Origin of the sequence: Mycoplana rhizolycopersici, assembly GCF_013378445.1 — a bacterium.
GTDB classification, from domain to species: domain Bacteria; phylum Pseudomonadota; class Alphaproteobacteria; order Rhizobiales; family Rhizobiaceae; genus Mycoplana; species Mycoplana rhizolycopersici.
The window spans coordinates 16,759-42,321 of record NZ_JABXYK010000007.1 but is presented as its reverse complement, the minus strand read 5'-3'; the positions used below and the strand labels follow the sequence as shown (position 1 = coordinate 42,321).

20 protein-coding genes are annotated in these 25,563 nt (G+C 63.5%); 15 read left to right on the top strand and 5 right to left on the bottom strand.

Going from position 1 to position 25,563, the window contains the following annotated elements; translation table 11 throughout:
- Positions 1 to 57: 57 nt before the first annotated feature.
- From HV823_RS12830 to mnhG, 6 genes are read left to right on the top strand one after another with little or no spacing between them, the layout of a single operon-like run.
- Positions 58 to 2,967, top strand: coding sequence for a monovalent cation/H+ antiporter subunit A (locus HV823_RS12830; RefSeq protein ID WP_176950122.1), 2,910 nt, complete (start codon positions 58 to 60; stop codon positions 2,965 to 2,967).
- Positions 2,967 to 3,302 carry a Na+/H+ antiporter subunit C gene (locus tag HV823_RS12825; RefSeq protein WP_176950341.1) on the top strand — a complete coding sequence of 112 codons (336 nt, stop codon included), beginning with the start codon at positions 2,967 to 2,969 and terminating at the stop codon, positions 3,300 to 3,302. Before HV823_RS12830 ends, HV823_RS12825 begins: the two co-directional genes overlap by 1 nt.
- On the top strand, positions 3,302 to 4,945 hold the full coding sequence (locus HV823_RS12820) for a monovalent cation/H+ antiporter subunit D (protein WP_425487659.1): 1,644 nt from the start codon (positions 3,302 to 3,304) through the stop codon (positions 4,943 to 4,945). The genes HV823_RS12825 and HV823_RS12820 overlap by 1 nt, the downstream gene beginning before the upstream one ends.
- Positions 4,942 to 5,424 carry a Na+/H+ antiporter subunit E gene (locus HV823_RS12815; protein WP_176950121.1) on the top strand — a complete coding sequence of 161 codons (483 nt, stop codon included), beginning with the start codon at positions 4,942 to 4,944 and terminating at the stop codon, positions 5,422 to 5,424. Before HV823_RS12820 ends, HV823_RS12815 begins: the two co-directional genes overlap by 4 nt.
- Complete coding sequence (locus HV823_RS12810; protein WP_176950120.1) at positions 5,421 to 5,702, top strand: K+/H+ antiporter subunit F; 282 nt, start codon at positions 5,421 to 5,423, stop codon at positions 5,700 to 5,702. Before HV823_RS12815 ends, HV823_RS12810 begins: the two co-directional genes overlap by 4 nt.
- On the top strand, positions 5,699 to 6,082 hold the full coding sequence (gene mnhG / locus HV823_RS12805; RefSeq protein WP_176950119.1) for a monovalent cation/H(+) antiporter subunit G: 384 nt from the start codon (positions 5,699 to 5,701) through the stop codon (positions 6,080 to 6,082). The genes HV823_RS12810 and mnhG overlap by 4 nt, the downstream gene beginning before the upstream one ends.
- Before the next feature lie 48 nt (positions 6,083 to 6,130).
- Here mnhG and HV823_RS12800 read toward each other — a convergent pair whose 3' ends face one another.
- Entirely contained in the window at positions 6,131 to 7,072 is a 942-nt protein-coding gene (locus HV823_RS12800) for a LysR family transcriptional regulator (protein WP_176950118.1), read from the bottom strand.
- 172 nt (positions 7,073 to 7,244) lie between these two features.
- On the opposite strand from HV823_RS12800, the gene HV823_RS12795 reads away from it, so the two are divergent.
- The 9 genes from HV823_RS12795 to HV823_RS12755 all read left to right on the top strand — a co-directional run bounded on the left by HV823_RS12795 (position 7,245) and on the right by HV823_RS12755 (position 17,824).
- Positions 7,245 to 8,453, top strand: coding sequence for an ABC transporter substrate-binding protein (locus tag HV823_RS12795; protein WP_176950117.1), 1,209 nt, complete (start codon positions 7,245 to 7,247; stop codon positions 8,451 to 8,453).
- Positions 8,454 to 8,470: 17 nt separating this feature from the next.
- Positions 8,471 to 9,253, top strand: coding sequence for an ABC transporter ATP-binding protein (locus HV823_RS12790; RefSeq protein WP_176950116.1), 783 nt, complete (start codon positions 8,471 to 8,473; stop codon positions 9,251 to 9,253).
- 1 nt (position 9,254) lies between these two features.
- Entirely contained in the window at positions 9,255 to 9,956 is a 702-nt protein-coding gene (locus HV823_RS12785) for an ABC transporter ATP-binding protein (RefSeq protein WP_176950115.1), read from the top strand.
- Positions 9,957 to 9,960: 4 nt separating this feature from the next.
- Positions 9,961 to 10,848, top strand: coding sequence for a branched-chain amino acid ABC transporter permease (locus HV823_RS12780; RefSeq protein ID WP_176950114.1), 888 nt, complete (start codon positions 9,961 to 9,963; stop codon positions 10,846 to 10,848).
- A gap of 22 nt (positions 10,849 to 10,870) precedes the next feature.
- Positions 10,871 to 11,833 carry a branched-chain amino acid ABC transporter permease gene (locus HV823_RS12775; protein WP_176950113.1) on the top strand — a complete coding sequence of 321 codons (963 nt, stop codon included), beginning with the start codon at positions 10,871 to 10,873 and terminating at the stop codon, positions 11,831 to 11,833.
- 133 nt (positions 11,834 to 11,966) lie between these two features.
- A complete protein-coding gene (locus HV823_RS12770) occupies positions 11,967 to 13,562 on the top strand; it encodes a GMC family oxidoreductase (RefSeq protein ID WP_176950112.1) in 1,596 nt (531 codons plus the stop codon).
- Between the two features lie 104 nt (positions 13,563 to 13,666).
- Complete coding sequence (mmsB, locus tag HV823_RS12765; RefSeq protein ID WP_176950111.1) at positions 13,667 to 14,557, top strand: 3-hydroxyisobutyrate dehydrogenase; 891 nt, start codon at positions 13,667 to 13,669, stop codon at positions 14,555 to 14,557.
- Positions 14,558 to 14,697: 140 nt separating this feature from the next.
- Positions 14,698 to 15,153 carry a MarR family winged helix-turn-helix transcriptional regulator gene (locus tag HV823_RS12760; protein WP_176950110.1) on the top strand — a complete coding sequence of 152 codons (456 nt, stop codon included), beginning with the start codon at positions 14,698 to 14,700 and terminating at the stop codon, positions 15,151 to 15,153.
- Between the two features lie 109 nt (positions 15,154 to 15,262).
- On the top strand, positions 15,263 to 17,824 hold the full coding sequence (locus HV823_RS12755) for a GcvT family protein (RefSeq protein WP_176950109.1): 2,562 nt from the start codon (positions 15,263 to 15,265) through the stop codon (positions 17,822 to 17,824).
- 163 nt (positions 17,825 to 17,987) lie between these two features.
- Here HV823_RS12755 and HV823_RS12750 read toward each other — a convergent pair whose 3' ends face one another.
- The 4 genes from HV823_RS12750 to HV823_RS12735 form a co-directional block, all read right to left on the bottom strand.
- Entirely contained in the window at positions 17,988 to 19,940 is a 1,953-nt protein-coding gene (locus HV823_RS12750) for a methyl-accepting chemotaxis protein (RefSeq protein ID WP_176950108.1), read from the bottom strand.
- 272 nt (positions 19,941 to 20,212) lie between these two features.
- Positions 20,213 to 20,491 carry a hypothetical protein gene (locus tag HV823_RS12745; protein ID WP_176950107.1) on the bottom strand — a complete coding sequence of 93 codons (279 nt, stop codon included), beginning with the start codon at positions 20,489 to 20,491 and terminating at the stop codon, positions 20,213 to 20,215.
- 93 nt (positions 20,492 to 20,584) lie between these two features.
- Positions 20,585 to 22,288 carry a hypothetical protein gene (locus HV823_RS12740; protein ID WP_176950106.1) on the bottom strand — a complete coding sequence of 568 codons (1,704 nt, stop codon included), beginning with the start codon at positions 22,286 to 22,288 and terminating at the stop codon, positions 20,585 to 20,587.
- 77 nt (positions 22,289 to 22,365) lie between these two features.
- Positions 22,366 to 25,470 (bottom strand): autotransporter family protein, encoded by a 3,105-nt coding sequence (locus tag HV823_RS12735; protein WP_176950105.1) that lies wholly within the window; start codon positions 25,468 to 25,470, stop codon positions 22,366 to 22,368.
- Positions 25,471 to 25,563: the final 93 nt, after the last annotated feature.

Sequence of the window (25,563 nt, the reverse complement as noted above, 5' to 3'; positions counted from 1 at the left end):
CGCTACACATACCCCAATGTGACAAAGAGGTTCCGATTCGAGACGATATGTTTGCTGATGCCTGAATATTTACTGCTGCTTCTTTTAGTTCTCCCCTTTGCCGGCAGCCTTGCGATCGCTTCGCTGCTTCGCACCGCCGCAAGAACTCTTCCCTCCTGGCTTGCCGGAGGCGTTGCCCTTCTGGCGACAATCCTTACAGCCTCCTATTACCCGTCGGTCACCAACGGAAAAGTCGTCCGCTACGAAATCGCGTGGCTGCCCGAACTCGGGCTCAACTTCACGCTGCGGCTGGATGGTTTCGCATGGCTCTTCACCATGCTCGTGACCGCGATCGGCTTCCTCGTCGTATTGTACGCCCGCTACTACATGTCGGCGGAAGACCCGATCCCGCGCTTCTTCTCGTTCCTGCTTGCCTTCATGGGCGCGATGCTGGGCGTGGTCCTGTCGGGCAACATCATCCTCTTGTCGATCTTCTGGGAACTGACGAGCATCTTCTCGTTCCTTCTGATCGGCTACTGGTACCACAACGCCAATGCACGCGACGGCGCGCGCATGGCGCTGACGATCACCGGCATCGGCGGCTTCTGCCTTCTCGTCGGCTTCCTGCTGATCGGCCATATCGTCGGCAGCTACGATCTGGACCGCGTGCTGGCCTCCGGCGACATCATCCGCGAGCACCCGCTCTACCTGCCGGCGCTGGTCCTGATCCTGATCGGCGCGCTCACGAAGAGCGCACAGTTTCCCTTCCACTTCTGGCTGCCGAACGCCATGGCGGCGCCGACGCCCGTATCGGCCTATCTGCACTCGGCGACGATGGTGAAGGCGGGCGTTTTCCTACTCGTCCGCCTGTGGCCGGCCCTTTCCGGCACGTTCGAATGGTTCTGGCTGGTGGGGTTTGCAGGCATCAGCACGCTGCTGCTCGGCGCCTATTTCGCGATCTTCCAGCGCGACCTGAAGGGCCTGCTCGCCTATTCGACGATCAGCCATCTTGGCTTGATCACCACCCTGCTCAGCCTCGGAAGCCCGCTGGCCGCCGTCGCCGCAATCTTCCACATGGTCAACCATGCCACCTTCAAGGCGTCGCTGTTCATGGCGGCGGGTATCATCGACCATGAGACCGGCACGCGCGACATGCAGAAGCTCAGCGGCCTGTTCCGCTACCTGCCCTACACCGCGTCGCTGGCCATGGTCGCCTGCGCGGCGATGGCTGGGGTGCCGCTGCTGAACGGCTTCCTGTCGAAGGAGATGTTCTTCGCCGAGGCGGTCGAGACCCATGCGGACTCGATCCTCGACCAGGCCCTACCCTATATCGCAACACTCGCCGGCGCATTCAGCGTCGCCTACTCCATCCGCTTCATCCATACCGTCTTCTTCGGGCCGCCACCGACGGATCTTCCCAAGCCCCATCCGCACGAGCCGCCGCGATGGATGCGCTTTCCGGTGGAATCGCTGGTCTTCGCCTGCCTCATCGTTGGCATCGTGCCGGGCCTTTCGATCGGACCATTCCTGCACACGGCGGTTCTGTCGGTGCTCGGCCCCGAAACGCCCTATTACAGCCTTGCGGTCTGGCACGGCTTCAACCTGCCGCTGGTCATGAGCATCGTTGCGATGCTCGGCGGCGCGGCGCTCTATTTCGCGCTGCATAACTACCTGGCGCGGTGTGAGGACGGGCCGCCGATCTTCCGCCACCTGCGCGGACAGCGCATCTTCGAACGCATCCTCGTTACCGTCTCCTGGAAATGGGCCCGCTGGCTCGAAACCAATATCGGCACCCGGCGCCTGCAGCCGCAATTGCGGATCGTTGCGGTGGTCGCATTCCTCGCGGCCTTCCTGCCGCTTCACCTCTCCGGCTTCGACGCCAAGCTGCCGCCGGTGAGGGGCGTCGATCCGGCCTTCGTGATGCTCTGGATCATCGGCATGCTGTCGGCGCTCGCCGCCGCCTTCCTCGCCAAGTATCACCGCTTCGCGGCACTGCTTCTGATCGGCGGTTCGGGTATCGTCACCTGCGTCACCTTCGCGTGGCTGTCGGCGCCGGATCTCGCCATCACCCAGTTGCTGGTGGAGATCGTGACCACGGTTCTGCTTCTGCTCGGCCTGCGCTGGCTCCCAAAGCGGCTGGACAAGATCGACGAGAGCGCGACGTTCTCGGCACGCCTGCGGCGCCTGCGCGACTTTGCCATAGCGGTCGCTTGCGGGGTGGGCATGTCGATCCTCGCCTATACGGTGATGACGCTGCCGGTGCCGGACACGATCGCGAACTTCTTCCTCGAGCGTGCCTATAGCGAGGGCGGCGGACGGAACGTCGTCAACGTCATCCTCGTCGATTTCCGCGGCTTCGACACGATGGGCGAGATCGCGGTCCTCGGCATCGTCGCGCTGACGGTCTTTGCGTTGCTTCGCCGTTTCCGGCCGGCGACGGAGAGCATCGGGCTGCCGGAGCAACAGCGCATCCAGAATGCCTATGACGACGCCCAGCCGGAGCGGAACAAGGGCGACACGGTCAGGGACTATCTGTTCGTCCCCTCCGTCGTCATGCAGTGGCTGTTCCCGGTGGTCATCACGTTTGCGATCTACCTCTTCATGCGCGGCCATGACCTGCCGGGCGGCGGTTTCGCGGCCGGCATCACCATGGCGATCGCCTTCCTGCTGCAATATCTCGCAGGCGGCACGCGCTGGGCGGAGGACCGGCTGAGGATCCTGCCCTTGCGCTGGATCGCCTTCGGCCTTTTGATCGCGGCTGCGACCGGTGCCGGGTCCTGGTTCTTCGGCTATCCGTTCCTGACCTCGCATTCGCAGTATCTCACCCTGCCGCTGATCGGAAAGGTTCCGACCGCCTCCGCCCTGCTCTTTGACCTCGGCGTATTCAGTCTTGTCGTCGGCGCAACCGTGCTGATCCTGATTGCGATCGCCCACCAGTCGATCCGTACGTACCGGGTCAAGGCCGCGCCGAAGACGGAGGACGCGTAATGGAATTCATTCTCTCCCTCGGCATCGGCGTCATGACCGGCTCCGGCGTCTGGCTGATCCTCAGGCCGCGCACCTATCAGGTCATCATCGGTCTTTCGCTGCTGTCCTATGCGGTCAACCTGTTCATCTTCGGGGTCGGCGGGCTGAAGGTGAACGCGCCCGCCGTCCTGCAGGACGGCGTGGACATTTCCGCCTACACGGATCCGGTACCGCAGGCGCTGGTGCTGACGGCGATCGTGATCGGCTTTGCCACGACGGCGCTGTTTCTCGTCGTGTTGCTTGCCGCACGCGGCCTGACCGGCACCGACCACGTCGACGGCCGGGAGCAGCCCTGATGAACCTCTCCCACCATCTCATCATCGCCCCGATCCTAGTGCCTCTGGCGACCGGCGCCCTACTTCTGCTCATCGACGAGCGGCAGCGCACGGTGAAGGCCCTGGTGGGGCTTGGCTCCACGCTGCTGCTTTTCGTCGTGGCGCTCGGTCTCTTCCGCTTCGCCGCCAGTATCGACGGCCCCGAAGCGGCACAACAGGGCGTCTACCTGCTCGGCAACTGGGCTGCGCCCTTCGGCATCGTGCTCGTCGTCGACAGGCTGTCCGCGCTGATGCTCGTGCTCACGGCGACGCTTGCGATCGCCGCGCTGATCTTCGCGCTGGCCCGCTGGCATACGGCAGGCGCGCATTTCCACAGCCTGTTCCAGTTCCTGCTGATGGGCCTGAACGGCGCCTTCCTGACGGGCGACCTGTTCAACCTGTTCGTCTTCTTCGAGGTGATGCTCGCCGCATCCTACGGCCTGCTATTGCACGGTTCCGGCCTCCTGCGCGTCAAGGCCGGCCTGCACTATATCGCGGTGAACCTCGCGGCAGCTCTGCTGTTCCTCATCGGCGTCAGCCTGATCTACGGCGTCACCGGCACGCTGAACATGGCCGATCTCGCCGTCCGCGTCTCGACGGTCGGTCCGGAACAGCGCATGCTTCTCGAAGCGGGCGCCGGCATTCTCGGCGTCGCCTTCCTGATCAAGGCGGGCATGTGGCCGCTGAACTTCTGGCTGCCGCCGGCCTACACCGCCGCATCCGCGCCGGTCGCCGGCATCTTCGCCATCATGAGCAAGGTCGGCATCTATGTCGTCCTGCGGCTTTCGCTGCTGGTGTTCGGCCACGACTCTTCGGCGTCGTCGGGGTTCGGCCTTCATGTGCTGCTGGTCGGCGGGCTGGCCACGATCACCTTCGGCGCGATCGGGGTCCTGGCCTCGCAGGCGCTGGGCAGGCTTGCGGGCTTCTCGGTGCTTGTTTCCTCGGGAACGCTGCTGACGGCGATCGGCATGGGGAGTGCCGGCATCACCACCGGCGCCCTCTTCTACCTCGTCAGCTCGACGCTCACGATCAGTGCCTTCTTCATGCTGATCGAACTCGTCGAGCGAGGGCAGGACGCGGGTGCCAGCGTTCTCGCCGTCACCATGGAAGCCTATGGCGACGCCGATCCCGACGAAGAGGAACAGGAAGGCGATCTCGGCTTCGCAATGCCCGGCACGATGGCCGTTCTCGGCATCTGCTTTGCCGCCTGTGGAATCCTCCTGGCCGGGCTGCCGCCGCTTTCCGGCTTCGTCGCCAAGTTCGCGATGCTTTCGGCAATGCTGAATCCGATCGGCGGCGACACTACGGCCACCATCCCGGGCTACGTATGGTTCGTCGTCTTCCTCGTCATCCTCTCCGGTCTGGCGGCACTGATCGCGATGACCCGCTCGGGCATCCGCACCTTCTGGGCGTCGATGGAGGGCACGGAACCGCGCGTGCTCGTCATCGAAGTGGCCCCCGTCTTCCTGCTCATCGCCGCCACGCTCTATCTCACCGTACAGGCGGGACCGGTCATGCGCTTCATGGACGACACGACACGTGCGCTGACCACCCCGCAGCAGTATATCGAGGCGGTGTTCGATGCGCGGCGCGCCGGCGTTCCGGGCACGGAGGTGCAACCATGACCGTCCTTCCCTACCCGCTGTTGACGGCGTCGCTGCTGTTGATGTGGATGACCCTGAACAGCTTCTCGATCGGGCATTTCATTCTCGGCGCCATCATCGCAACGGTCGCCTCCTGGGCGATGGCGGCACTTCGGCCGGCAAAGCCGCGCCTGCGCAAATGGTACCTCCTGCCGAAGCTTCTGGGTATCGTGCTCTACGACATCGTCCGGTCGAACATTGCCGTCGTCGGCATCATCCTGACCGGACGCACGCGCACGCGCCGGTCCGGTTTCATGACCATCCACATCGAACTGAAGGATACGACCGCGCTCGCCCTCCTCTCGGTCATTTTGACCAGCACGCCCGGCACGGCCTGGCTCGAATACAATTCGTCGGACGGCACGCTCCTGATGCACGTCCTCGACCTGGTCGAGGAACAGGAATGGACCGATCTCGTCAAGAACCGCTATGAAAGGCTACTGATGGAGATCTTCGAATGAACATCACCATCCTCGAAGGCGCCCTGACGACGGCGCAGGTCATGCTCACGGTCGCGATGGCGCTTGCCCTCTTCCGCATGATCCACGGCCCGCGGGCGCAGGACCGCGTGCTCGGCCTCGACACGCTTTACGTCAATTCGATGCTGATGCTTCTGACCCTCGGCATCAGCAGCGGCCGAACCCTCTATTTCGAGGCTGCCCTGATCATCGGCTTGCTCGGCTTCGTGGCGACGGTGGCGCTCGCCAAGTTCCTCATGCGTGGCGAGGTGATCGAATGAACGAGGCCTTCAACCTGCCGTTCTGGGCCGAAATCGTCGTTTCCGCCTTTGTGCTGCTCGGCGCATCGCTGGCGCTGATCGGCACGATCGGGCTGGCGCGCCTGCCGACCTTTTTCGAGCGACTGCACGCGCCCACGCTCGGCACCAGCTGGGGCACCGGCGCCATGGTGATGGCGTCGATGATCTTTTTTACCGTCACGAGCGGAAGGCCGGTCTTCCACGAGATCCTCATCGGCATCTTCGTGACGGTGACGACGCCGGTGACGCTCATGCTGCTCGCCCAGTCGACGCTGCACCGGGAGCGCGCAGAGGGCAATCCAGACGTTCCCGCCTCCATCAGCAAGACGCCTGCCGCGGACAGCGATCCGAAAGAAGCTTGACCCTCCCGGTGAGGGCAGCGTTCGCGGCCTTTCCCAACTCTGACGAAGTCAGCGCAGCGGTGCGTTGACCGTGCTGTCATCCAGCTCCCGAAGGAAAGACGCTACGTTCGATCGGACGATGGTGAACAGGAAATCGATCACCCAGCGCACGCGCGGGACGTTGCGCAGGTCGTGGTGGCAGATCAGCCAGTAGTTGCGCTTCAGCTCCACCTCGTCGGCCAGCACGATCTCGAGTTCGGGATGCTGCTTGGCCACGAAATGCGGCAGGATGCACAGCCCGAGACCGTTTCGCGTCGCCGTCAGCTGGGCAAAAATGCTGGAGCTCTGGAAGCGCGCCTTGATGCCGGGATGAACGTCGCCCAGATAGTCGAGGCCCGGTGCGAAGATCATGTCCTCGATATAGCCGATGAACGGGTGCTGGAGCAGCTCGTCGCGGTTTTGCACAGGACCGTGCTCGCGCAGGTACCGCCGCGAGCCGTACACATGTAGACTATAGTCTGAGATCTTCTCGTAGAAATACGGTCCGGCCTTCGGCGGATCGAGGGCGACGGCGAGGTCCGCTTCCTTGCGCGAGAGCGACATGATCTGCTGGATCGTCACCAGTTCGAGCGAGAGATTGGGAAATCCGGCGGTGAAATCCTGCAGCCGGTGGGTCAGGAAGAAATTGGCGAACCCTTCCGGCGCGCTCATGCGGATCACACCGCGTTGCGCCGTGGCACCGCCGGAGATTTCCGCCTGCAGCCGATCCGCCTCGGCCTCGATTTTCTCGGCTGTTTCAACGAAACGCTGGCCCACCCCGGTCAGCACGTAGCCACGCGGATTGCGTTCGAACAGCTTCACCTTGAGCGCGAATTCGAGCCGGTCGATACGACGGGAAACCGTCGCGTGGCTGGTCCGCAACCGACGCGCCGCCGTCGACAGCTGCCCGGTCCTGGCGACCGCCAGAAAGTACATCAGGTCGTCCCAGGTGAAATGCGGATTGCCCGTCATGCTTCCCCTTTCTGTCCAAAAATGAACAGACCTTGTTTGGAATTAGTCCGGGCAAGGCCTTGCGTCAATCGGACAATTCGCGAAACTGAAACATGAAGGGTCAATCGTCGGGAGAGCGATCGGCCAATTTCTGAACAGATCCGCTGTCTGTTTGTCTCTGGGAGGAGAAATCATGCGTTACAGCCTCATTGCGTCCACCGCCATCCTGCTCACCATGGGCGCCAGCGCCCAGGCCGCCGACGTTTCCGACGGCAAGGTGAAGATCGGCATCCTGAACGACCAGTCGGGCGTCTATGCCGACTTCGGCGGCAAGTGGTCCTACGAAGCCGCGAAGATGGCGGTCGAGGACTACGGCGGCAAGGCAGCCGGCGCACCGGTGGAAGTCGTGACCGCCGACCACCAGAACAAGGCCGACATCGCCTCCAACATCGCCCGCCAGTGGTACGACACCGAGCAGGTCGACAGCATCATGGAACTGACCTCCTCGTCGGTCGGCCTTGCGGTGCAGGCGCTGTCGAAGGAAAAGAAGAAGATCACCATCAACACGGGTGCGGCGACGACCGAACTCACCGGCAAGCAGTGCAGCCCCTACGGCTTCCATTGGGCCTACGACACCCATTCGCTGGCCGTCGGCACCGGCGGCGCGCTTGTCAAGCAGGGTGGCGACAGCTGGTTCTTCCTCACCGCCGACTACGCCTTCGGCTACTCGCTCGAAGAAAACACGTCGAACTTCGTCAAGGAGAACGGCGGTTCGGTCGCGGGCTCCGTCCGCCACCCGCTTGCAACGACCGACTACTCCTCCTTCCTGCTGCAGGCCCAGTCCTCCGGCGCCAAGGTGATCGGCCTGGCCAATGCCGGCCTCGACACCTCCAACGCCATCAAGCAGGCGGCCGAATTCGGCATCGTTGCCGGCGGCCAGCGGCTTGCCGCACTCCTCTTCACGCTTGCCGAAGTGCACGGCCTCGGCCTGGAAGCGGCGCAGGGCCTGACGCTGACCGAGGGCTTCTACTGGAATCGCGACGAGGAATCGGCCAAGTTCGGCCAGCGCTTCTTCGAGCGCACCGGCCGCATGCCGAACATGGTCCAGGCCGGCACGTATTCCGCCGTCACCCAGTACCTGAAGGCGATCGACAAGGCCGGCACCGACGATGCCGACGCGGTCTCCAAGGCAATGCACGAGATGCCGGTCAACGATGTCTTCGCCCAGAACGGCACGGTTGCCCCGAACGGCCGCATGATCCACGACATGTACCTGCTCGAGGTCAAGAAGCCGGGCGAGAGCGACGTTGCCTGGGATTACTTCAAGGTGCTCGCGACCATTCCCGGCAAGGAAGCCTTCATCGATCCGGCCAAGAGCGGCTGCGATCTGGTGACCCAGTAAGCATCTTGGAACAAGACATGGCTATGTCTGAAAGACAGACACGGCCGGATCCGCGGGTGGTGCTTTCCGCCCGCGGCCTCCGGCGCGATTTCGGTGGCTTCACGGCGGTGAAGGACGTCGACCTCGACGTGCATCATGCCCGTGTTCACGCCCTCATCGGGCCGAACGGCGCCGGCAAGACCACGGTCTTCAACCTCCTGACCAAGTTCCTGCAGCCGACCCACGGGACGATCACCCTGCTCGGCACCGACATCACCAAAACGCCGCCCGACAAGGTGGCGCGCATGGGGCTCGTCCGCTCGTTCCAGATCTCCGCCGTCTTCCCGCATCTGTCGGTGCTGGACAACGTGCGGGTGGCACTGCAGCGACCCAACCATCTCGCCACGCAGTTCTGGAAGCCGCTCTCGTCGCTGAACAGCCTCAACGCGCGCGCCGACGAACTGATCTCGATGGTCGGGCTTGAGCGCTGGCGCAACGGCATGGCCGCCGACCTCTCCTATGGCCGCAAGCGAGCGCTTGAGATCGCCACCACGCTCGCACTCGATCCGAAGGTGCTTTTGCTCGACGAGCCGATGGCCGGCATGGGCCAGGAGGATGTCGGCGTCATCGCCCGCCTCATCACCGACCTGTCGAAGGACCGGGCGATCCTGATGGTCGAGCACAATCTCAACGTCGTCGCCGACATCTGCCACCACGTCACCGTGCTCCAGCGCGGCGAGATCCTGGCCGAGGGCGACTATGCCACCGTCAGCCGCAACGAGCAGGTCCGCGTCGCCTACATGGGCACGGAGGAGGCCTGAGATGAAACCCATGCTTCAGGTCAAGGGTCTCAACAGCTGGTATGGCGAAAGCCATGTGCTGCACGGCGTCGACATGACGGTCGGCCAAGGTGAGATGATCACCATTCTCGGCCGCAACGGCGTCGGCAAGACGACGACGCTGCGCACGATCATCGGCATCCTGCGTGAGCGCAAGGGGCAGATCGTCTTCGACGGTCGCGACATGATGGCGGTGCCGCTGCACAAGACCGCGCATGCCGGCATCGGCTTCGTGCCGGAGGAGCGCGGCATCTTCGCCACGCTGACGGTGGAGGAAAATCTCATGCTGCCGCCGGTCGTTGCAAAAGGCGGCATGTCGCTCGACGAGATCTACGAACTTTTTCCCAACCTCGCCGAACGCCGCTCCAGCCCCGGCACGAAGCTTTCGGGCGGCGAGCAGCAGATGCTGGCGATGGCCCGCATCCTGCGTACCGGGGTCAAGATGCTGTTGCTCGACGAGCCCACGGAAGGCCTGGCGCCCGTCATCGTCCAGCGTATCGGCGAAGTCTTGAAGAAGCTGAAGGAGCGCGGAATGACCGTTCTCCTGGTCGAACAGAACTTCCGTTTCGCCAGCAAGATCGCCGACCGTTTTTATCTCATGGACCACGGCCAGATGGTGGCGGATTTCCCCGTATCCGACCTGCCGAACCAGATGCCGATGCTCCACAAGCTTCTGGGGGTCTAGCGCCATGACCACGATATTCGGAATTCCCATGCAGGCGCTGTTCGGCCAGTTGCTGATCGGCCTGATCAACGGCTCCTTCTATGCGCTACTGAGCCTCGGGCTCGCCGTCATCTTCGGCTTGCTGCGCGTCATCAACTTCGCCCATGGCGCGCAGTACATGCTGGGCGCCTTCGTCGCCTATCTGCTGCTGCAGTATCTCGGCATCGGCTACTGGGCGGCGCTGATCGTGGCGCCGGTGATCGTCGGCCTGTTCGGAGCGGCGGTCGAGCGGACCATGCTGAGCCGCCTGTACAAGCTCGATCCGCTCTATGGGCTGCTGTTTACCTTCGGATTGGCGCTGACGATCGAAGGCACTTTCCGTTATCTCTACGGTGCGTCCGGCCAGCCCTATGCCGCGCCGCCGCAGCTGGCCGGCGGCACGAACCTGGGCTTCATGTTCCTGCCGAACTATCGCGGCTGGGTGGTCGTCGTCTCGCTGCTCGCCTGCCTCGGCACCTGGCTCTTGATCGAGAAGACCAAGCTCGGCTCCTACCTGCGGGCGGCGACGGAAAATCCGGTGCTCGTCCAGGCCTTCGGCGTCAACGTGCCCTTGCTTCTGACCTTCACCTATGCGCTCGGCGCCGGCCTTGCAGCCTTCGCGGGCGTCCTTGCCGCCCCCGTCTACCAGGTCTCGCCGCTGATGGGCACCAACCTCATCATCGTCGTCTTCGCGGTGGTCGTCGTCGGCGGCATGGGATCGATCATGGGGGCAATCGTCACGGGCTACATGCTCGGCATCGCGGAAGGGTTGACGAAGGTGTTCTATCCGGAAGCATCCAACATCGTGATCTTCGTCATCATGGCGATCGTACTTCTGCTCAGGCCCGCCGGCCTCTTCGGACGGGATGCGTGACATGGTGGAGCTATCCGAGAAAATGACCACGACCATCGAGACCGAACGCAGCACCTCCAGGCTCCAGGCGGTCCTGCTCCTCTTGGCTGTCGGATGCCTGATAGCCGCGCCGCTGTTTTTCTATCCGATCTTCCTGATGAAGCTGCTCTGCTTCGCCCTGTTCGCCTGCGCGTTCAACCTTCTGCTCGGCTATACCGGGCTGCTGTCGTTCGGCCACGCCACCTTCTTCGGCGGGGCCGCCTACTTTACCGCGCATGCGATGAAGGAATGGGGTGTCACGCCGGAGATCGGGGTGCTGATCGGCGTGGCGGGTGCTGCCTTGCTCGGCCTGATAGTCGGCTTTGTCGCGATCCGCCGCCAGGGCATCTACTTCGCCATGATCACGCTGGCGCTCGGGCAGATGTTCTATTTCTTCTGCCTGCAGGCGCAGTTCACCCACGGCGAGGACGGCATCCAGTCCGTGCCGCGCGGCCACCTGTTCGGCATCGTCGATCTCGGCAACACGACGAACATGTATTATTTCGTGCTGGCCGTCTTTGTCATCGGTGTCGCGATCATCTGGCGCTTCATCAATTCTCCATTCGGCATGATCCTCAAATCGATCCGCGAGAACGAGGCGCGCGCCACCTCGCTCGGCTATTCGGTCGCGCGCTACAAGCTCGGCGCCTTCGTGATGTCGGCCGCCCTCACCGGGCTCGCCGGCGGGGTCAAGGCGCTGGTGTTCCAGTTCGCCACGCTGACCGACGTCGGCTGGCAGATGTCCGGCGAAGTCATCCTGATGACGCTGCTTGGCGGCATCGGCACGCTGATCGGCCCGATCGTCGGCGCAGGGCTGGTGGTGACGCTGCAGAACTATCTCGCGACCTCCGACTTCCCGGTCACGATCATCACCGGCATCGTCTTCATGGTCTGCGTGCTGCTCTTCCGCCGCGGCATCATCGGCGAATTCTACGCCTCGAGACTCGGCAAGAAGCTCGGCTTCTAGATCAACGGCGCTGTCCGGTCGCCATCCGGGCACGGCGCAACCGGCGGGCCGGCACCCGCAAACGGCAAGGATCAGGGAAACCGGCCTGTAGCGTCCGTGCGGCGTGCGGGAAAGGTTCCGCTCGGAGTTCAACATGGAACAGTTCGACTACATCGTCATCGGTGCCGGAAGTGCGGGCTGCGTAATCGCCAACCGCCTTTCGGCCGATCGCAACAACCGCGTGCTGCTGCTGGAAGCCGGCGGCAGCGACAACTATCACTGGATCCACATCCCGGTCGGCTATCTCTACTGCATCAACAATCCGCGCACGGACTGGTGCTTTACCACCGAGAAGGAGGCGGGGCTCAATGGCCGGGCGCTCAACTATCCGCGCGGCAAGGTGCTCGGCGGCTGCTCCTCCATCAACGGCATGATCTACATGCGCGGCCAGGCGCGCGACTACGACCTGTGGCGCCAGCTTGGCTGCACCGGCTGGGGCTGGGACGACGTGCTGCCGTTCTTCAAGAAGTCCGAGGATTTCTACAAGGGCGCCGGCGACATGCACGGTTCAGGGGGCGAATGGCGGGTGGAGAAGGCGCGCGTGCGCTGGGCGGTGCTGGACGCATTCCAGCAGGCGGCAGGCGAAGCCGGCATCCCCGAAATCGAGGATTTCAACCGCGGCGACAACGAGGGATCGAGCTATTTCGACGTCAACCAGCGCTCGGGCATCCGCTGGAACACCGCAAAGGCCTTCCTGCGGCCGGCGCGCGGCCGCCCCAACCTGACCGTGCTGACCAAGGCGCATGCGCGGCGGCTGATCATCGAGGAGGGCGAGGTTCGCGGCGTCGAGTTTCAGCATGACGGTGTGGCGAAGAAAGCGCGCGCGACCCGGGAGACCGTACTCGCCGCCGGTGCGATCGGCTCGCCGCATCTGCTCGAACTCTCCGGCATCGGCCGTGGCGACGTGCTGCAGAAGGCGGGGATCGAGACCGTGAAGAACGTCGCCGGGATCGGCGAAAACCTGCAGGACCACCTGCAGCTTCGCATGATCTACAAAGTGACCGGCGTGCCGACGCTCAACGAAAAGGCGAGCACCATGTTCGGCAAGGCCGCAATCGGCCTTGAGTATCTTCTGAAGCGTTCCGGGCCGATGGCGATGGCACCGAGCCAGCTCGGCATCTTCACCCGCTCCGGTCCGGACAAGGAGACCGCCGACCTGCAATACCATATCCAGCCGGTGTCGCTGGAGAAGTTCGGCGAGAGTGTCCATCCCTTCCCGGGCATGACGGCGAGCGTGTGCAACCTGCGCCCGGACAGCCGCGGCTCGGTGCATGCGAAGGGTCCGGACTTCGCAATGCAGCCCGAAATACGGCCGAACTATCTGAGCGAGCAGAGCGACCGCGACGTGGCGGTGCGAGCGATCCGGCTGACCCGCAGCATCGTCCGCCAGCCCTCCTTCGCGCGCTTCAAGCCTGTCGAGTACAAGCCCGGCCCGAGCTTCGAAACGGAAGCCGAACTGGAGAAGGCGGCCGGCGACATCGGCACGACGATCTTCCACCCCACCGGTACCTGCCGCATGGGCGGCGATCCCGAAAGCGTCGTCGATCCGCAACTGCGGCTGCGGGCGCTCGGACGCCTGCGCATTGCCGACGCCTCGGTGATGCCGCGCATCACATCGGGCAATACCAACTCGCCGACGATCATGATCGCCGAGAAGGCCGCAGCGATGATTCTCGCGGGCGCGCGCTAGGCGGCCCCACCTCGACGAAGACCCGGGCGAACGGCGGCCCTTTCGTGGCCCCGGCCCTGCCAGATCCCGGCCAAGCCGGCTGGAGAACACCGAAGGAAACGACAATGAAGCAGATCGCCTTTATCGGTTTGGGCAACATGGGCGGCCCCATGGCTGGCAACCTCGCAAAGGCCGGCCACCGCGTGACGGGTTTCGACCTGTCGCAGGCCTCTCTCGACGCCGCGGCGAAGGCCGGCGTCACGGCTGCCGGCACCCTGCGCGATGCCGTCAAGGATGCAGAGGTGGTCATCACCATGCTGCCCAAGGGCGAGCACGTCATTGCCGTCTGGCGCGAGCTTTGCGGCCTCGTGCCCGCGGGCACGCTCCTGATCGACTGCTCGACGGTCGACGTGGAGAGCGCCCGCAGCGCCCATGCGCTGGCCGAAGCCGCCGGCTGCGCCTCGCTCGACGCGCCGGTCTCCGGCGGCACCGGCGGTGCTGCGGCCGGCACGCTGACCTTCATGGCGGGGGGAACGGAAGCCGCCTTCGGCCGCGCAAGGCCCCTGCTGGAGGCGATGGGAAAACGGATCGTCCATTGCGGCGGCAACGGCGCCGGACAGGCGGCGAAGATCTGCAACAACATGATCCTCGGCATCTCGATGATCGCCGTCGGCGAGGCCTTCGCGCTGGGGGAAAAACTCGGGCTGTCGCATCAGGCCCTGTTCGACGTCGCCTCCACCTCATCGGGGCAATGCTGGTCGCTCACCTCCTATTGCCCCGTCCCCGGCCCCGTGCCGGCCTCACCCGCCAACAACGGCTACAAGCCCGGCTTTGCCGCGAGCCTGATGCTGAAGGACCTGCTGCTGTCGCAGGAGGCGGCAGCCGCAAGCGGTGCCTCCACCCCGCTGGGTGCGGCCGCGACCGGCCTCTATGCCGCCTTCGACAAGGACGGAAACGGCGGGCGGGATTTCTCCGCGATCATCGAGATGCTGCGGCGTGAGGGCGAGCCGGATTAACATCGCCGCCCGACGGCCGAGGGACGCGGCGGGCCGGCACGCGTCCGCCGCGATTGACATGCCTTGAGGCTGGACAGGTATCCCGGCACCGTCGCATAGTCCGTCGCAAACGCAACGGTCTCACTTGCAACGAATATCCGATGACGAAGCTCCGGCTCGAACAGTTTCTCCCCTACAGGCTCAACCGGATCAGCGCCGCGGTCTCCCGCGACTTCCGCTCCGTCTACGGCCCGGATTTCGACCTTACGATCCCCGAATGGCGTGTGCTTGCCACGATCGGCCAGTTCGAGACCATCACCGCCCGCGAAATCGGCCATCACTCCTCGATGCACAAGACCAAGGTCAGCCGCGCGGTGAAGGCGCTGGAGGACCGGCGCTGGTTGCGGCGCAAGCCCAACGACGCCGACAGGCGCGAAGAGCACCTCGCCCTGACCGAGCTTGGGCGAAGCGTCTATGGAAAGATCGTTCCACGCGCGCTGGATTTCGAAAAACGCATCGTCGCAGCGCTCGGCGATCAGGCCGAAGCGTTTCTTGCCGCGCTGGAGCGGCTGGAAGCGGCCCATGCCGGCGGCGAAACTCCCGGCGATGTTCTGTGAGCGACATCGTGCTCGTCGTGCAGCACGACGAGAATGTCGTAGACAGGCTCTAGTGACGGTGACACAAGCCCTAATATCCGCCTCCGGAACATAATCAGGGTCGCACGCAATGGCTGAATTTCCCCAACAAGCAAAGGTCGTCATCATCGGGCTCGGAGGCATCGTGGGGGCATCGATAGCCCACCACCTGATCGAACGCGGGTGGGACGACATCGTCGGTATCGACAAGTCGGGCATCCCGACCGACATCGGCTCGACCGCACACGCCTCGGACTTCTGCTACACCACCAGCCACGACTACCTGTCTGTCTGGACGACCCAGTACTCGATCGACTTCTACGAGAAGATGGGCCACTACGCCCGCATCGGCGGCCTCGAGGTCGCCCGCACCGGCGACGACAGCTGGATGGGGGAAATCAAGCGCAAGCTGACCTCCGCCAGAGCCTTCGGCACCCGTGCGCATTACGTCTCGCCCTCGGAAATCAAGGAGATGTTCCCGCTGATCGAGGAAGATCAGGTGATGGGCGGCATGTTCGATCCCGATGCCGGCCTGGTTGTTCCGCGCTCGCAGACCGTTGCCGGCAAGCTGGTCGACGCTGCGGAAAAATCCGGGAAGCTGCAGGCTTTCGCCAATACCCCGGCCAAATCGCTGATCGTGGAGAACGGCCGCATCAAGGGCGTCGTCACTCATCGCGGCACGATCATGGCTGATCACGTCATCGTCTGTGCCGGCATCTGGGGCCGCCTGATCGCCGAGATGGTCGGCGAGGACCTTCCCGTCATGCCGGTCGACCATCCGCTGACCTTCTTCGGCCCCTATAATGAGTTCGAAGGCACCGGCAAGGAGATCGGCTATCCGCTTCTGCGCGACCAGGGCAACTCCGCCTACATGCGCGACACCGGCGACCCGAAGACGACCGAGGGCGGCCAGATCGAATGGGGTTACTACGAGACCGCCAATCCGCGTCTCTGCCATCCGCGCGACATCCTGGAGAAGAACGAGGCGCGACTTTCGCCCTCGCAGCGCGACCTCGACATGGAGCAGATCCTCGAGCCGCTCGAGCGCGCCATGGAGCTGACGCCGATCCTCGGCGAACTCGGCTACAACGAGAGCCATTCCTTCAACGGCCTGCTGCAGGTGTCCGCAGCCGGCGGCCCCTCCTGCGGCGAGAGCCAGAAGGTCCGCGGCCTCTGGTACTGCGTCGCGATCTGGGTCAAGGACGGCCCCGGCTACGGCAAGCTGATCGCCGACTGGATGACGGACGGCCGCACGGAGATCGACCATAACTCCATCGATTATTCGCGGTTCTACCCACACCAGCTGGAGGAGAAGTTCATCGAGGGCCGCTGCTTCGAGGCGGCGCAGAAGATCTACTTCCCCGCCGTGCACCCGCGCGAACCCTATGCGACGGGCCGCAACGTCAAGCGGTCGCCCTTCTACGAGCGCGAGAAGGAACTCGGCGGCTACTTCATGGAGCTCGGCGGCTGGGAGCGTGCGCATGGCTATGCCGCCAACGAGCATCTTCTGGAAAAGTACGGCGACAGGGTTCCCGTCCGCGAGAACGAGTGGGACAGCCGCCACTTCTGGCGCGTCTCCAACGCCGAGCATCTGGCGATGAGCGAGGACTGCGGCATCGTCAACCTCAGCCACTTCCACATGGTCGACATCGAAGGCCCCGATCATGTCGAGCTGCTCGAATGGCTCTGCGCCGCCAAGATCGGCGGGGACGCGAATGTCGGCAAGGGCATCTACACGCACTTCCTCGACGACGAGGGCATGGTACGCGCCGATTTCACCGTGTTCCGCATGGCCGACCGCTGCCGTCTCGTGAACGGTGCGGATGCCGGCCCGCGCGACTTCCACTACATGAAGCGCGTCGCCGAAGATCGCGGCCTTGATGTCACCATCACGGACGTCTCGGAGAAATACGTCACCATCGGCATCTGGGGCCCGAACGCGCGCGCAACGCTGAAGAAGGCCGTTGCCGATCCGGCCGGGCTCGATCCGGAAAACTTCGCGTTTGCGGCGATCAAGCCGATCGAGATCGCCGGCAAGCCCGTCACCGCCTTCCGCATCTCCTATGTCGGCGAACAGGGCTGGGAACTACACATGAAATACGAGGACGGCCTTGCCGTCTGGGATGCGCTGCGCGCCACCGGCGTCATGGCCTTCGGCGTCGAGACCTATGCGAACTCGCGGCGCATGGAAAAGAGCCTGCGCCTGCAGAACGCCGACCTGCTAACCCAGTACAACCTGATCGAAGCCGACCTGGCGCGCCCCAAGGTCAAGGAAGCCGACTTCCGCGGCAAGGCCAAGCATCTGGAATACAAGGCCCGAGAACGGCAGCCGGCCATGCTCTGCACGCTGGTGATGACGGAGAATACCGACAGGAATGGCGTCAAGCGCTATCCGGTCGGCTCGATGCCGGTGGTTGATCCGGAAACGGGCAAGCCGCTGGTCGACAGCCTCGGCCGCCTCTCCTACACGACCTCGGTCGCCTTTGGCCCCACGGTCGGCAAGAACATCGCGCTCGCCTACCTGCCGCAGGAATACTGCCAGGTTGGGCGCAAGCTGAACGTCGAGTATTTCGCAGAGACCTATCCAGTGGAGGTGGTCGGCATCGGCTACAAGCCGATCTACGACCCGGAAAACCTCAAGCCCCGGACCTGAGATCTCAGCTATTCGAAGAGCGTGCCGGCCCGTCCGAGGCCGGTGCGTTTTTCCTTCGATCCGACCTCGAAAAAGAAAGGCCCCGTCCGCGAACATGCGGACGGGGCCTTGTCATTTTGCCGATCGGCGTCCGAGGAAGGATAAGGTCCTTCCCCGGACGTTCTCAGAACTCTTCCCACTCGTCCTTGACGGCAGCGTTGCCCGAGAAGGCCGCGGTCAGCTTGCGGCCGAGCGCGCGCACCGGCGAGGCAGCCGGGGCATCGGTCGTGCGGGCGGCACGCACCGGGGCTGTGGATGCGCTCACCGGCGCGCTTGCGGCATAGCCGGTTTCCGACAGCTTGAACTGCGCGAGGAGCTGGTTGAGAGAGACCGCCTCCTTGGCCAGCCCGTGGCTGGCGGCGGTGGTTTCCTCGACCATGGCCGCGTTCTTCTGCGTATCCTGGTCCATCTGGTTGACGGCCGTGTTGATCTGCTGGAGGCCGGAGGACTGCTCCTGCGCCGCCTCGACGATTGCCACCACGAGGCCGTTGATCTCCTGCACTTCGCTGACGATCGTTGCCAGCGCACGACCGGTGTCGCCCACGAGCTGGACGCCCTCCTGCACGTGGGTGTTCGAGGTCGTCACCAATGCCTTGATCTCCTTGGCGGCGTTGGCCGAGCGTTGCGCCAGTTCGCGCACTTCCTGGGCAACGACTGCGAAACCCTTGCCGGCGTCGCCGGCCCGCGCGGCTTCCACGCCGGCATTGAGGGCCAGAAGGTTCGTCTGGAAGGCGATCTCGTCGATCACACCGATGATGTTGCCGATCTCGCTCGACGACTTCTCGATGCGCTCCATCGCCACCACCGCGTGGCGCACGACCTCGCCGGACCGTTCCGCACCGTTGCGGGTGCGCGAAACCAGCTCGCCGGCTTCCTGGGCGCGCCGGGCCGAATCCTTGACGGTCGTGGTGATCTGCTCGAGTGCTGCTGCTGTTTCCTCGACAGCCGCCGCCTGCTGTTCGGTACGCTTAGCAAGGTCGTCGGCGGCCGATCGGATCTCGTTGGCGCCAGCGTCGATGCCGCGGGCGTTCTGGGCAACCAGGACGAGGGCTGCCTGCAGCTTTTCAGCCGAAGCGTTGAAGTCCTTGCGCACGCCGTCGAGGCTTTCGACGAAGGTCTGCGTCAGGCGGTAGGAAACATCGCCATCGGAGAGATGCGACAGGCCAGCGGCCAGACTATCGACGGCGAACTGGACGTCAGCTGCTTCCTTCGCCTTCTGCCGCTCGCGCTCGATGCGTTCCCTGTCGCCGAGACTGCGGGTGGCTTCCGCCTCCTGCTCCAGCCGGATGCGCTCCAGTGCATTGTCACGAAACACTGCAACTGCGTCCGCCATCTGCCCAACTTCGTCCTTGCGGCCGAGGCCGGCGATCTCCTCCTGCGTCTCGCCAGCGGCAAGCGACAGCATCCGCGCGCGCAGCTTGTCGATCGGACCGGTGATGCCGCGCGAAGCGACAAGCAGACCAAAGCCGATGGCGGCCAGTGTGACTGCCACGAGCAACGCCATGGTGGTCATGATCGTGCTGTTCGTCCGTTCGCTCAGCGCATTGCTGCCGTCCGTCATAGCCTTCATCATCTGGTCATTGCCGCTCGCAAAAAGGGGCAGCAGTTCCATGATCTTGTTGCCGGCAACGACCATGTGCTGCTGCGCCTCGACCTTCTGGCCGACCTTTGCCAGCGAGATCACCTTCGCGCCCGCCTCTTCGATCACGGTCAGCCCCTGCAGCATCTTCGCTACCGGCTCGGCGCGGGAGGGAACCAGCTCGGCGCTCCTGGCGATGCGCTTCTTGATCTGATCGCGATCGGCATCGTATTTCATCACTGCAGCGCCGAATTCCTTGCTTGCCGGGTCCGCAAGCGTCACCAGGCTGAGCTGGAAGCCCATCTGCAGCAGATTGCCGGTGGCCCGCGCATTGAGCATCGCGGCAGTCGCATCATTGGCAATGAAATCACTATAGACAGTGTCTGTATTCTTGTACTGCAAACTCACAAAACACAGGCCCGCAAGCGAAATGAAGCTCGTCAGCGCAATGACGGCGACGACCTTGGTGCGGATCCTGGCATTCCGAAGGAAAGACATTTTGCCTCGCTATCGGTCGATACGACCGGCGCGGGAGTATCCAAGATGGCGGACACCAGCCAGCTGAAGCGCCAGCACGGCATTCGCATCTCCCGCGATTGAAATTATGAAAACAGGCAGAGAGGTTTCGCCGTCATGGCACCCGATAACTCTGCCATCCATCCGTAGCGCAGCAGACGTTTAATTTCCGTAAGCTCACGCGCCCAAGAAAACGCACCGTGCTTCGTTGTATGCCGCGGCGCCTCACGCCTGGTCGTATTGATCCGCACACCTTACTGCGAGAAGCTGAAAACCGACTTCGCTGCAGGTTCGACCGCTGGCGTGTCCGGCTCGGCGTTCGGCAGCGCAGCCGCCGGTTTGACAGCCGAGGGCTCGGTCGCGGTCGCGGGCGTGGGCCCCAGCGCAGCGGCGATTTCTCGGTCGAATACCTCGCTCTCCGCCTTATCCAGCCCTAGCAGGGTAACGCCCGCGACAATGCGTTCGTCCGGTTTGCGTCCGCTCAACAGCGGTTGGGCAAGATCCGGGAAATGCCGCATCAGGAGACTGTCCACGTTGGCCGCCAACGTTCATGTGCCAACGCCTTCGTTTCCTCGCCAAGGCGGTGATGGTCGCCGCGGCCGGTTTCTCTGCTCGCCCGACGGGCATCATCTTTCCGCTTGCCTGGACATTCTTCGCCTTATGCGCACGACATTGTACAGGTACAGGCAATAGCCCGAGATAAAATGCTCGACGTCGTCGATGCGGACCCGGAAGGCATGGTGCCTGCTGAAGAAACTTCCAGCGATTCTTTGCGGCGCTTTGAAGTACATGGCCATCTCTGGATAGAAGCAGGCGAACCGCTGGTGTTCGGCACGGTGATCGATCGCCTCGACCAATGCCCGGACATCATATGGCGGCGGGAGCGGATTGCCGGTGGTCTTCATCGTGTCGACGAGCAGCAGCGTCGCCATCAACAGCTCCAGAAAGGTCGGATATGCCGTTTCTCGTTCTCGAATGAATGGCAGGTTGCCGAAGCCGTTCTTCAACCCGAACTCGAAGTAGCGTTGTTCCGGATGGTGGCGCGTGATCTCATTGGCGCAGTAGGCGAGCCAATGATCGTGATGCTTCCAGTGATCCGTGCGAATGAAATGCTCGAACGCCTTGATCGCCGACGTCAGCCAAAGCGGATCTCTGTCGATCTCGTGAAGACGAAGGAGCGCCAATACCGCCTCTCCGTCGTAGAAGACGATGCGGAAGCGATCCTTGACCGCGAGAGCCTCGCCGTGAAGAACATGCACGAACGCGCCGCTCGCTGGATCAAGGAATCGCTCGACGATGCCTTTGGCCAGGGCGCGAGCAACGGGCAGATAACGCGCATCGCGCGTCAGCGACGTGAATTTGGCAATCGTGAGGACCAGAACCGCCTGCGCACCGAGCTTGATTTCGCCGTGGTTCGCGTGATCGACGACGAAGAGCCGGTCGCCATCCCGTCGCATCGCGGTGCGCAGCACATGGTCGATACCCCGCGGCACGTGACGGCCGATCTCGCCGTTTCCGGCTGCCTCCCACGCCTCGAGCATCGCATAGAGTGTCCCGCAATGGCGAAGGATGTTGTAGGTGGGAATGACCGCGTCATATGCGGGGAAGTAGCCGTAGACGAAGGAACCGTCATCCCGCATTTGTCTGGTCAGGTACATGCCGGCATTGTCGATGAGATTTTCGATTTCGTCGGCGACCATCGGTGCGGCCCGGATTCCCTGGCCGAAGCCGCAATCGGCAAGGATGCGGACCTCGCCCGTCCGATCGCCAAACAGGCTCTTCGTATCGAACAGGTACCATGCGGGCAGTTGCTGCACGCCGCTGGAAAGCGGCGGCTGTCTGCGTGACGTCTGCAGATACCGGTTTATCCGTTCAAAGTTCAGTCCGATCGGACGGCCGCCGTCACAGGCCCAGGCCGCGATACCGTTCAATTCCTGTTCAAGGAGAGCGGTATTGAAATTCGGGTCGAAGGCGATGCCGTGGCGGAAGTAGTTTCGACGTCGGCCGGACAACTCGGCAAGGACCTCCGGCGGCGTGGCGACACGAATGGAACGTACGACGTCGATCTTGATCCATTGCCAGCGATCTTCATCGGGCATTCGCTTCCTGAGGTGTGCGATGGCCGCGCGCCAGGCGGTGTCCAGCGTGTTTCCGACACCCGTGGCGCAGATCGCCCGGGTTTGGGCATCCGAAACAGACACGATCAGGACGAGCTTGGGCTTGCGCCGAAAGTGCGATGAAGTGCCGTCGATGGCTTCCCCCTCGAGAGCGGCGGCCGCCTGGCGAAGGTTCGCGAGCACTCTCTCTGTCGGAACTTGCAGTTTGGTCATCCTCCAGGTTCCGCGACCGCACACCCCCTGCGGCATGTCTCACAGCTTCGCAAGCGGCGCGCGACGGGGCAGCTACGTCACCACCTGATACGCAGGCCCACATTCCCCTCGATGCCGTTGAAGTCATTTCCCGAAACGTCCATGTTGTATGACACGTTTGCGTAGATGCGTGTGTTCTGGTCGAAATCCGCTGTAAGCCCGGTGCCAAGCTCCAAGGTGGTTGCCTCTCGCGTCGAGGTGAAGCCAGTGGCGTTGAATGCGACTGTGCTATCGGCACCGAATTCGTGCCAGAGGTTGGCGAGAAGGAATGGATTGACCTTCGCGTCATTCACATCGTAGCTGCTGACGAGCCGTGCGCCGATGCGCCCCGTCCAGGCATTTTCATCGTCAATGGCGATGCGCCCGCCGGGATCCTGGACTGTATCGAAGTCCTGATGCTGCCAAATCAACTGCGCTTGCGGTTCGATGGACCAATTCTCATGAACGTCAAATTTCGTCCCAGCCTCGAGCGAAGCCGTGAGCGCAGTTCCGTCGACATTGGAGGTGTATCGGCCGATTGAACTCGTTTCCGCGTCCAGCCAGGAATGCATGAGAACCGCGTCGACATAGCCTCCGCCGGGCCACGTGTGGGTCCAGTAGCCGCCAATGCTGTAGGCATCGATATCCAGTGTGCCGACGGTTATGTCGAAGCGACCGAGTGCAAATCCTTCGATCTCGCCGCTGGCACGACTATAGCCCAGGAAGAGGCCCAACGTATCGTCCTGGCCATTGGCATGCTCGACCTTGTAGACAGGCGCGCCGGCCTGGATACCCCAGGTCGTCCCGTCGAAACTGGGGTTCAGAATTCCTTCCAGATCCTGACTGTAGCTTTCTGCGAACATCCGCGTCCAAACGAGGTGCTTCGGATTCTCGCTGTCGAACCAGTTCTGCTCGCCGTGACGTTCGTGGAACGTCCCGAGCGTCGAGCGGAGCAGACCGCGCGATACGCTGGGGAGAACGGTGAAAATTGGAACTTCCGGCCGGTAGGACGGTATGAACCCACTCCCGCCGCCACCATCTCCGTCTCCGTCGCCATCGCCGTCGCCATCGCCGTCTCCATCCCCGTCTCCGTCCCCGTCGCCGTCTCCATCGCCGTCCCCGTCACCATCCCCATCCCCATCCCCATCGCCGTCGCCGTCGCCGTCCCCGTCACCATCCCCATCCCCATCCCCATCGCCGTCGCCGTCGCCGTCCCCGTCGCCATCCCCATCACCGTCGCCATCCCCATCGCCGTCGCCGTCGCCGTCCCCGTCGCCGTCTCCATCTCCGTCGCCATCGCCGTCGCCGTCGCCGTCCCCGTCCCCATCGCCGTCGCCGTCCCCATCACCGTCGCCATCCCCATCTCCGTCGCCGTCCCCATCGCCGTCGCCGTCCCCGTCGCCGTCTCCATCTCCATCGCCGTCGCCGTCGCCGTCTCCGTCGCCGTCGCCATCCCCATCGCCGTCCCCGTCACCATCGCCGTCCCCGTCTCCGTCTCCGTCTCCGTCGCCGTCCCCATCGCCATCGCCATCACCGTCGCCGTCCCCGTCCCCATCTCCATCCGCGTCATCGCGGAGATGATTGCGCAGGTACCAGTTTTCGGCCGTCTCATCGTCTTCGCCGCCTCTGAACAATAAGTACTCGTAGGCCCCGGCGGTGACCCGGTGGAGCAGGCGAAAGGATCGTGGCGCGGTAGTGCCGCCATTGGTCGCTTCCACGACGAGGATGCCATCTTCCTGGGTTCGCGCGCCCTCACCGCCAACATTCTCAACACCCACTCGGGTCACACCGGACGCTTCACCGCCAGAGACGACGAGCTTGTCTGCCGGCGAAGTGTCATCGCCCAGCACCGATTGGAGGAGCAACTGCCCGGAATCGCCAAGGTAGTCGCCCTGTATCGTCAGGCTGTCGGTCGTCGAGTTGGAGCCGGATGCCAGGTCGATCACGCCGCTGTTCTCGACGCTCACGAGGGCAGATCCGAAGGGCAGGACCGACGTTTGACGCCCGCCGCCGAAGAGCGTGCTCGTCTCGTCGATGGTCAACGTTCCGGTGGCCGTCCCGCTGTCCCCGAGCGTAAGGTTTTCCGTCATCTGCAGGGACGAACTCTCCGTAAGGGCAATGAGCTCCCAATTCACAAGTCTCTGGGGACCGGCGCCTTGGGTATCTTCCCATGTCAGGGTGTCCCTGTTCATTCCGCCGTCAACGCGGATTGTCTTGAGCTCGGCGTCGTCAAGGCCCCGGAACAGCGCGCGGTCGCGGTTGTCGCCCATATCGATGCCGCCGATCAAACCGCCGGTCCACACCATCGTATCCCGCCCGGTGCCCGCTTCCAGGTTGCCGGTGACCTCACCACCGATCAGCCGAAAGGTGTCGCGGCCGGCGGCCTGCTGAACACTGGCGCTGACGCGGCCACCTTCCATGCGGAAGAGATCGTTGCCGCTCCCCTGGTCGACGCTTCCATTGATGGAGCCCGGATCGTAGTTGATGATCGTATCATCGCCGCTTCCAAGTGCGACCGTGCTCTGAATGGTGCCGTAGTTGGTTATGTCCGTCTCGCTTGCGCCGATGACGAACACCCCGTTGTTGATGAATGCGCCCGAATTGTTGACGATCCCTGTCGTGCCGTTGCCGTCGATCGTTACACCGTTGTTCAGCGTTCCGCTGTTGGCGATGCTGTTATCGCTGTCACCGGTAAAGCTGAACGGTGAATTGATCGCAGAACCGGCATTGTTCACGACGGAGTAGTTCCCATCTCCGGTGATGACGAGCCCATTGTTCATGTTGCCGGAATTCTCGAAAATCACGACATCGTTGTCGTCGAGCGTCACACTGTTCAGATTGCCGGCACTGGTGACGTCAAGCAAGCCTGTGTTCGAGGCGCTGAACGGCCCGTTGAAGTTTGTGCCAGCGAGGATGTCAACATAGAGTTCATCGAGGCCGTTGGTGGTGTATCCGGCCGGATTGCCATCGCAGACGACCGTGTCTCCCGAGGAAGGAGCCGCCGGATTGCAGTCCGCGAGCGCAATGCCGGCATCGGGAAGTAAGAAGATACTCGCAAGGGCGGCCTTGCGCAGCGGATGGGGCGACTTCCGGCGTGCGATGGAGGGCGGCCTGCGATGGCGTCGCTGGAACGTGCTCCTTTTACCAGACCCGCTGTTCGACATGGCTCTCTCCCCGATCCTTGCAGTCCTTCGAGATGCTATCGATGGTGATTTCGTTCGATGTTCCAAACGCTAACAGAGTGGAAGGTTAACGCT

Bases quoted from the DNA above. Each gene is read 5' to 3' on its own strand.
- mmsB (WP_176950111.1), top strand. From the start codon at position 13,667: ATGAAGCAGATCGCCTTTATCGGTTTGGGCAACATGGGCGGCCCCATG.
- HV823_RS12780 (WP_176950114.1), top strand. From the start codon at position 9,961: ATGACCACGATATTCGGAATTCCCATGCAGGCGCTGTTCGGCCAGTTG.
- HV823_RS12785 (WP_176950115.1), top strand. From the start codon at position 9,255: ATGAAACCCATGCTTCAGGTCAAGGGTCTCAACAGCTGGTATGGCGAA.
- HV823_RS12810 (WP_176950120.1), top strand. From the start codon at position 5,421: ATGAACATCACCATCCTCGAAGGCGCCCTGACGACGGCGCAGGTCATG.
- HV823_RS12735 (WP_176950105.1), bottom strand. From the start codon at position 25,470: ATGTCGAACAGCGGGTCTGGTAAAAGGAGCACGTTCCAGCGACGCCAT.
- HV823_RS12760 (WP_176950110.1), top strand. From the start codon at position 14,698: ATGACGAAGCTCCGGCTCGAACAGTTTCTCCCCTACAGGCTCAACCGG.
- HV823_RS12815 (WP_176950121.1), top strand. From the start codon at position 4,942: ATGACCGTCCTTCCCTACCCGCTGTTGACGGCGTCGCTGCTGTTGATG.
- HV823_RS12825 (WP_176950341.1), top strand. From the start codon at position 2,967: ATGGAATTCATTCTCTCCCTCGGCATCGGCGTCATGACCGGCTCCGGC.
- HV823_RS12775 (WP_176950113.1), top strand. From the start codon at position 10,871: ATGACCACGACCATCGAGACCGAACGCAGCACCTCCAGGCTCCAGGCG.
- mnhG (WP_176950119.1), top strand. From the start codon at position 5,699: ATGAACGAGGCCTTCAACCTGCCGTTCTGGGCCGAAATCGTCGTTTCC.
- HV823_RS12740 (WP_176950106.1), bottom strand. From the start codon at position 22,288: ATGACCAAACTGCAAGTTCCGACAGAGAGAGTGCTCGCGAACCTTCGC.
- HV823_RS12790 (WP_176950116.1), top strand. From the start codon at position 8,471: ATGGCTATGTCTGAAAGACAGACACGGCCGGATCCGCGGGTGGTGCTT.
- HV823_RS12750 (WP_176950108.1), bottom strand. From the start codon at position 19,940: ATGTCTTTCCTTCGGAATGCCAGGATCCGCACCAAGGTCGTCGCCGTC.
- HV823_RS12830 (WP_176950122.1), top strand. From the start codon at position 58: ATGCCTGAATATTTACTGCTGCTTCTTTTAGTTCTCCCCTTTGCCGGC.
- HV823_RS12800 (WP_176950118.1), bottom strand. From the start codon at position 7,072: ATGACGGGCAATCCGCATTTCACCTGGGACGACCTGATGTACTTTCTG.
- HV823_RS12795 (WP_176950117.1), top strand. From the start codon at position 7,245: ATGCGTTACAGCCTCATTGCGTCCACCGCCATCCTGCTCACCATGGGC.
- HV823_RS12820 (WP_425487659.1), top strand. From the start codon at position 3,302: ATGAACCTCTCCCACCATCTCATCATCGCCCCGATCCTAGTGCCTCTG.
- HV823_RS12755 (WP_176950109.1), top strand. From the start codon at position 15,263: ATGGCTGAATTTCCCCAACAAGCAAAGGTCGTCATCATCGGGCTCGGA.
- HV823_RS12770 (WP_176950112.1), top strand. From the start codon at position 11,967: ATGGAACAGTTCGACTACATCGTCATCGGTGCCGGAAGTGCGGGCTGC.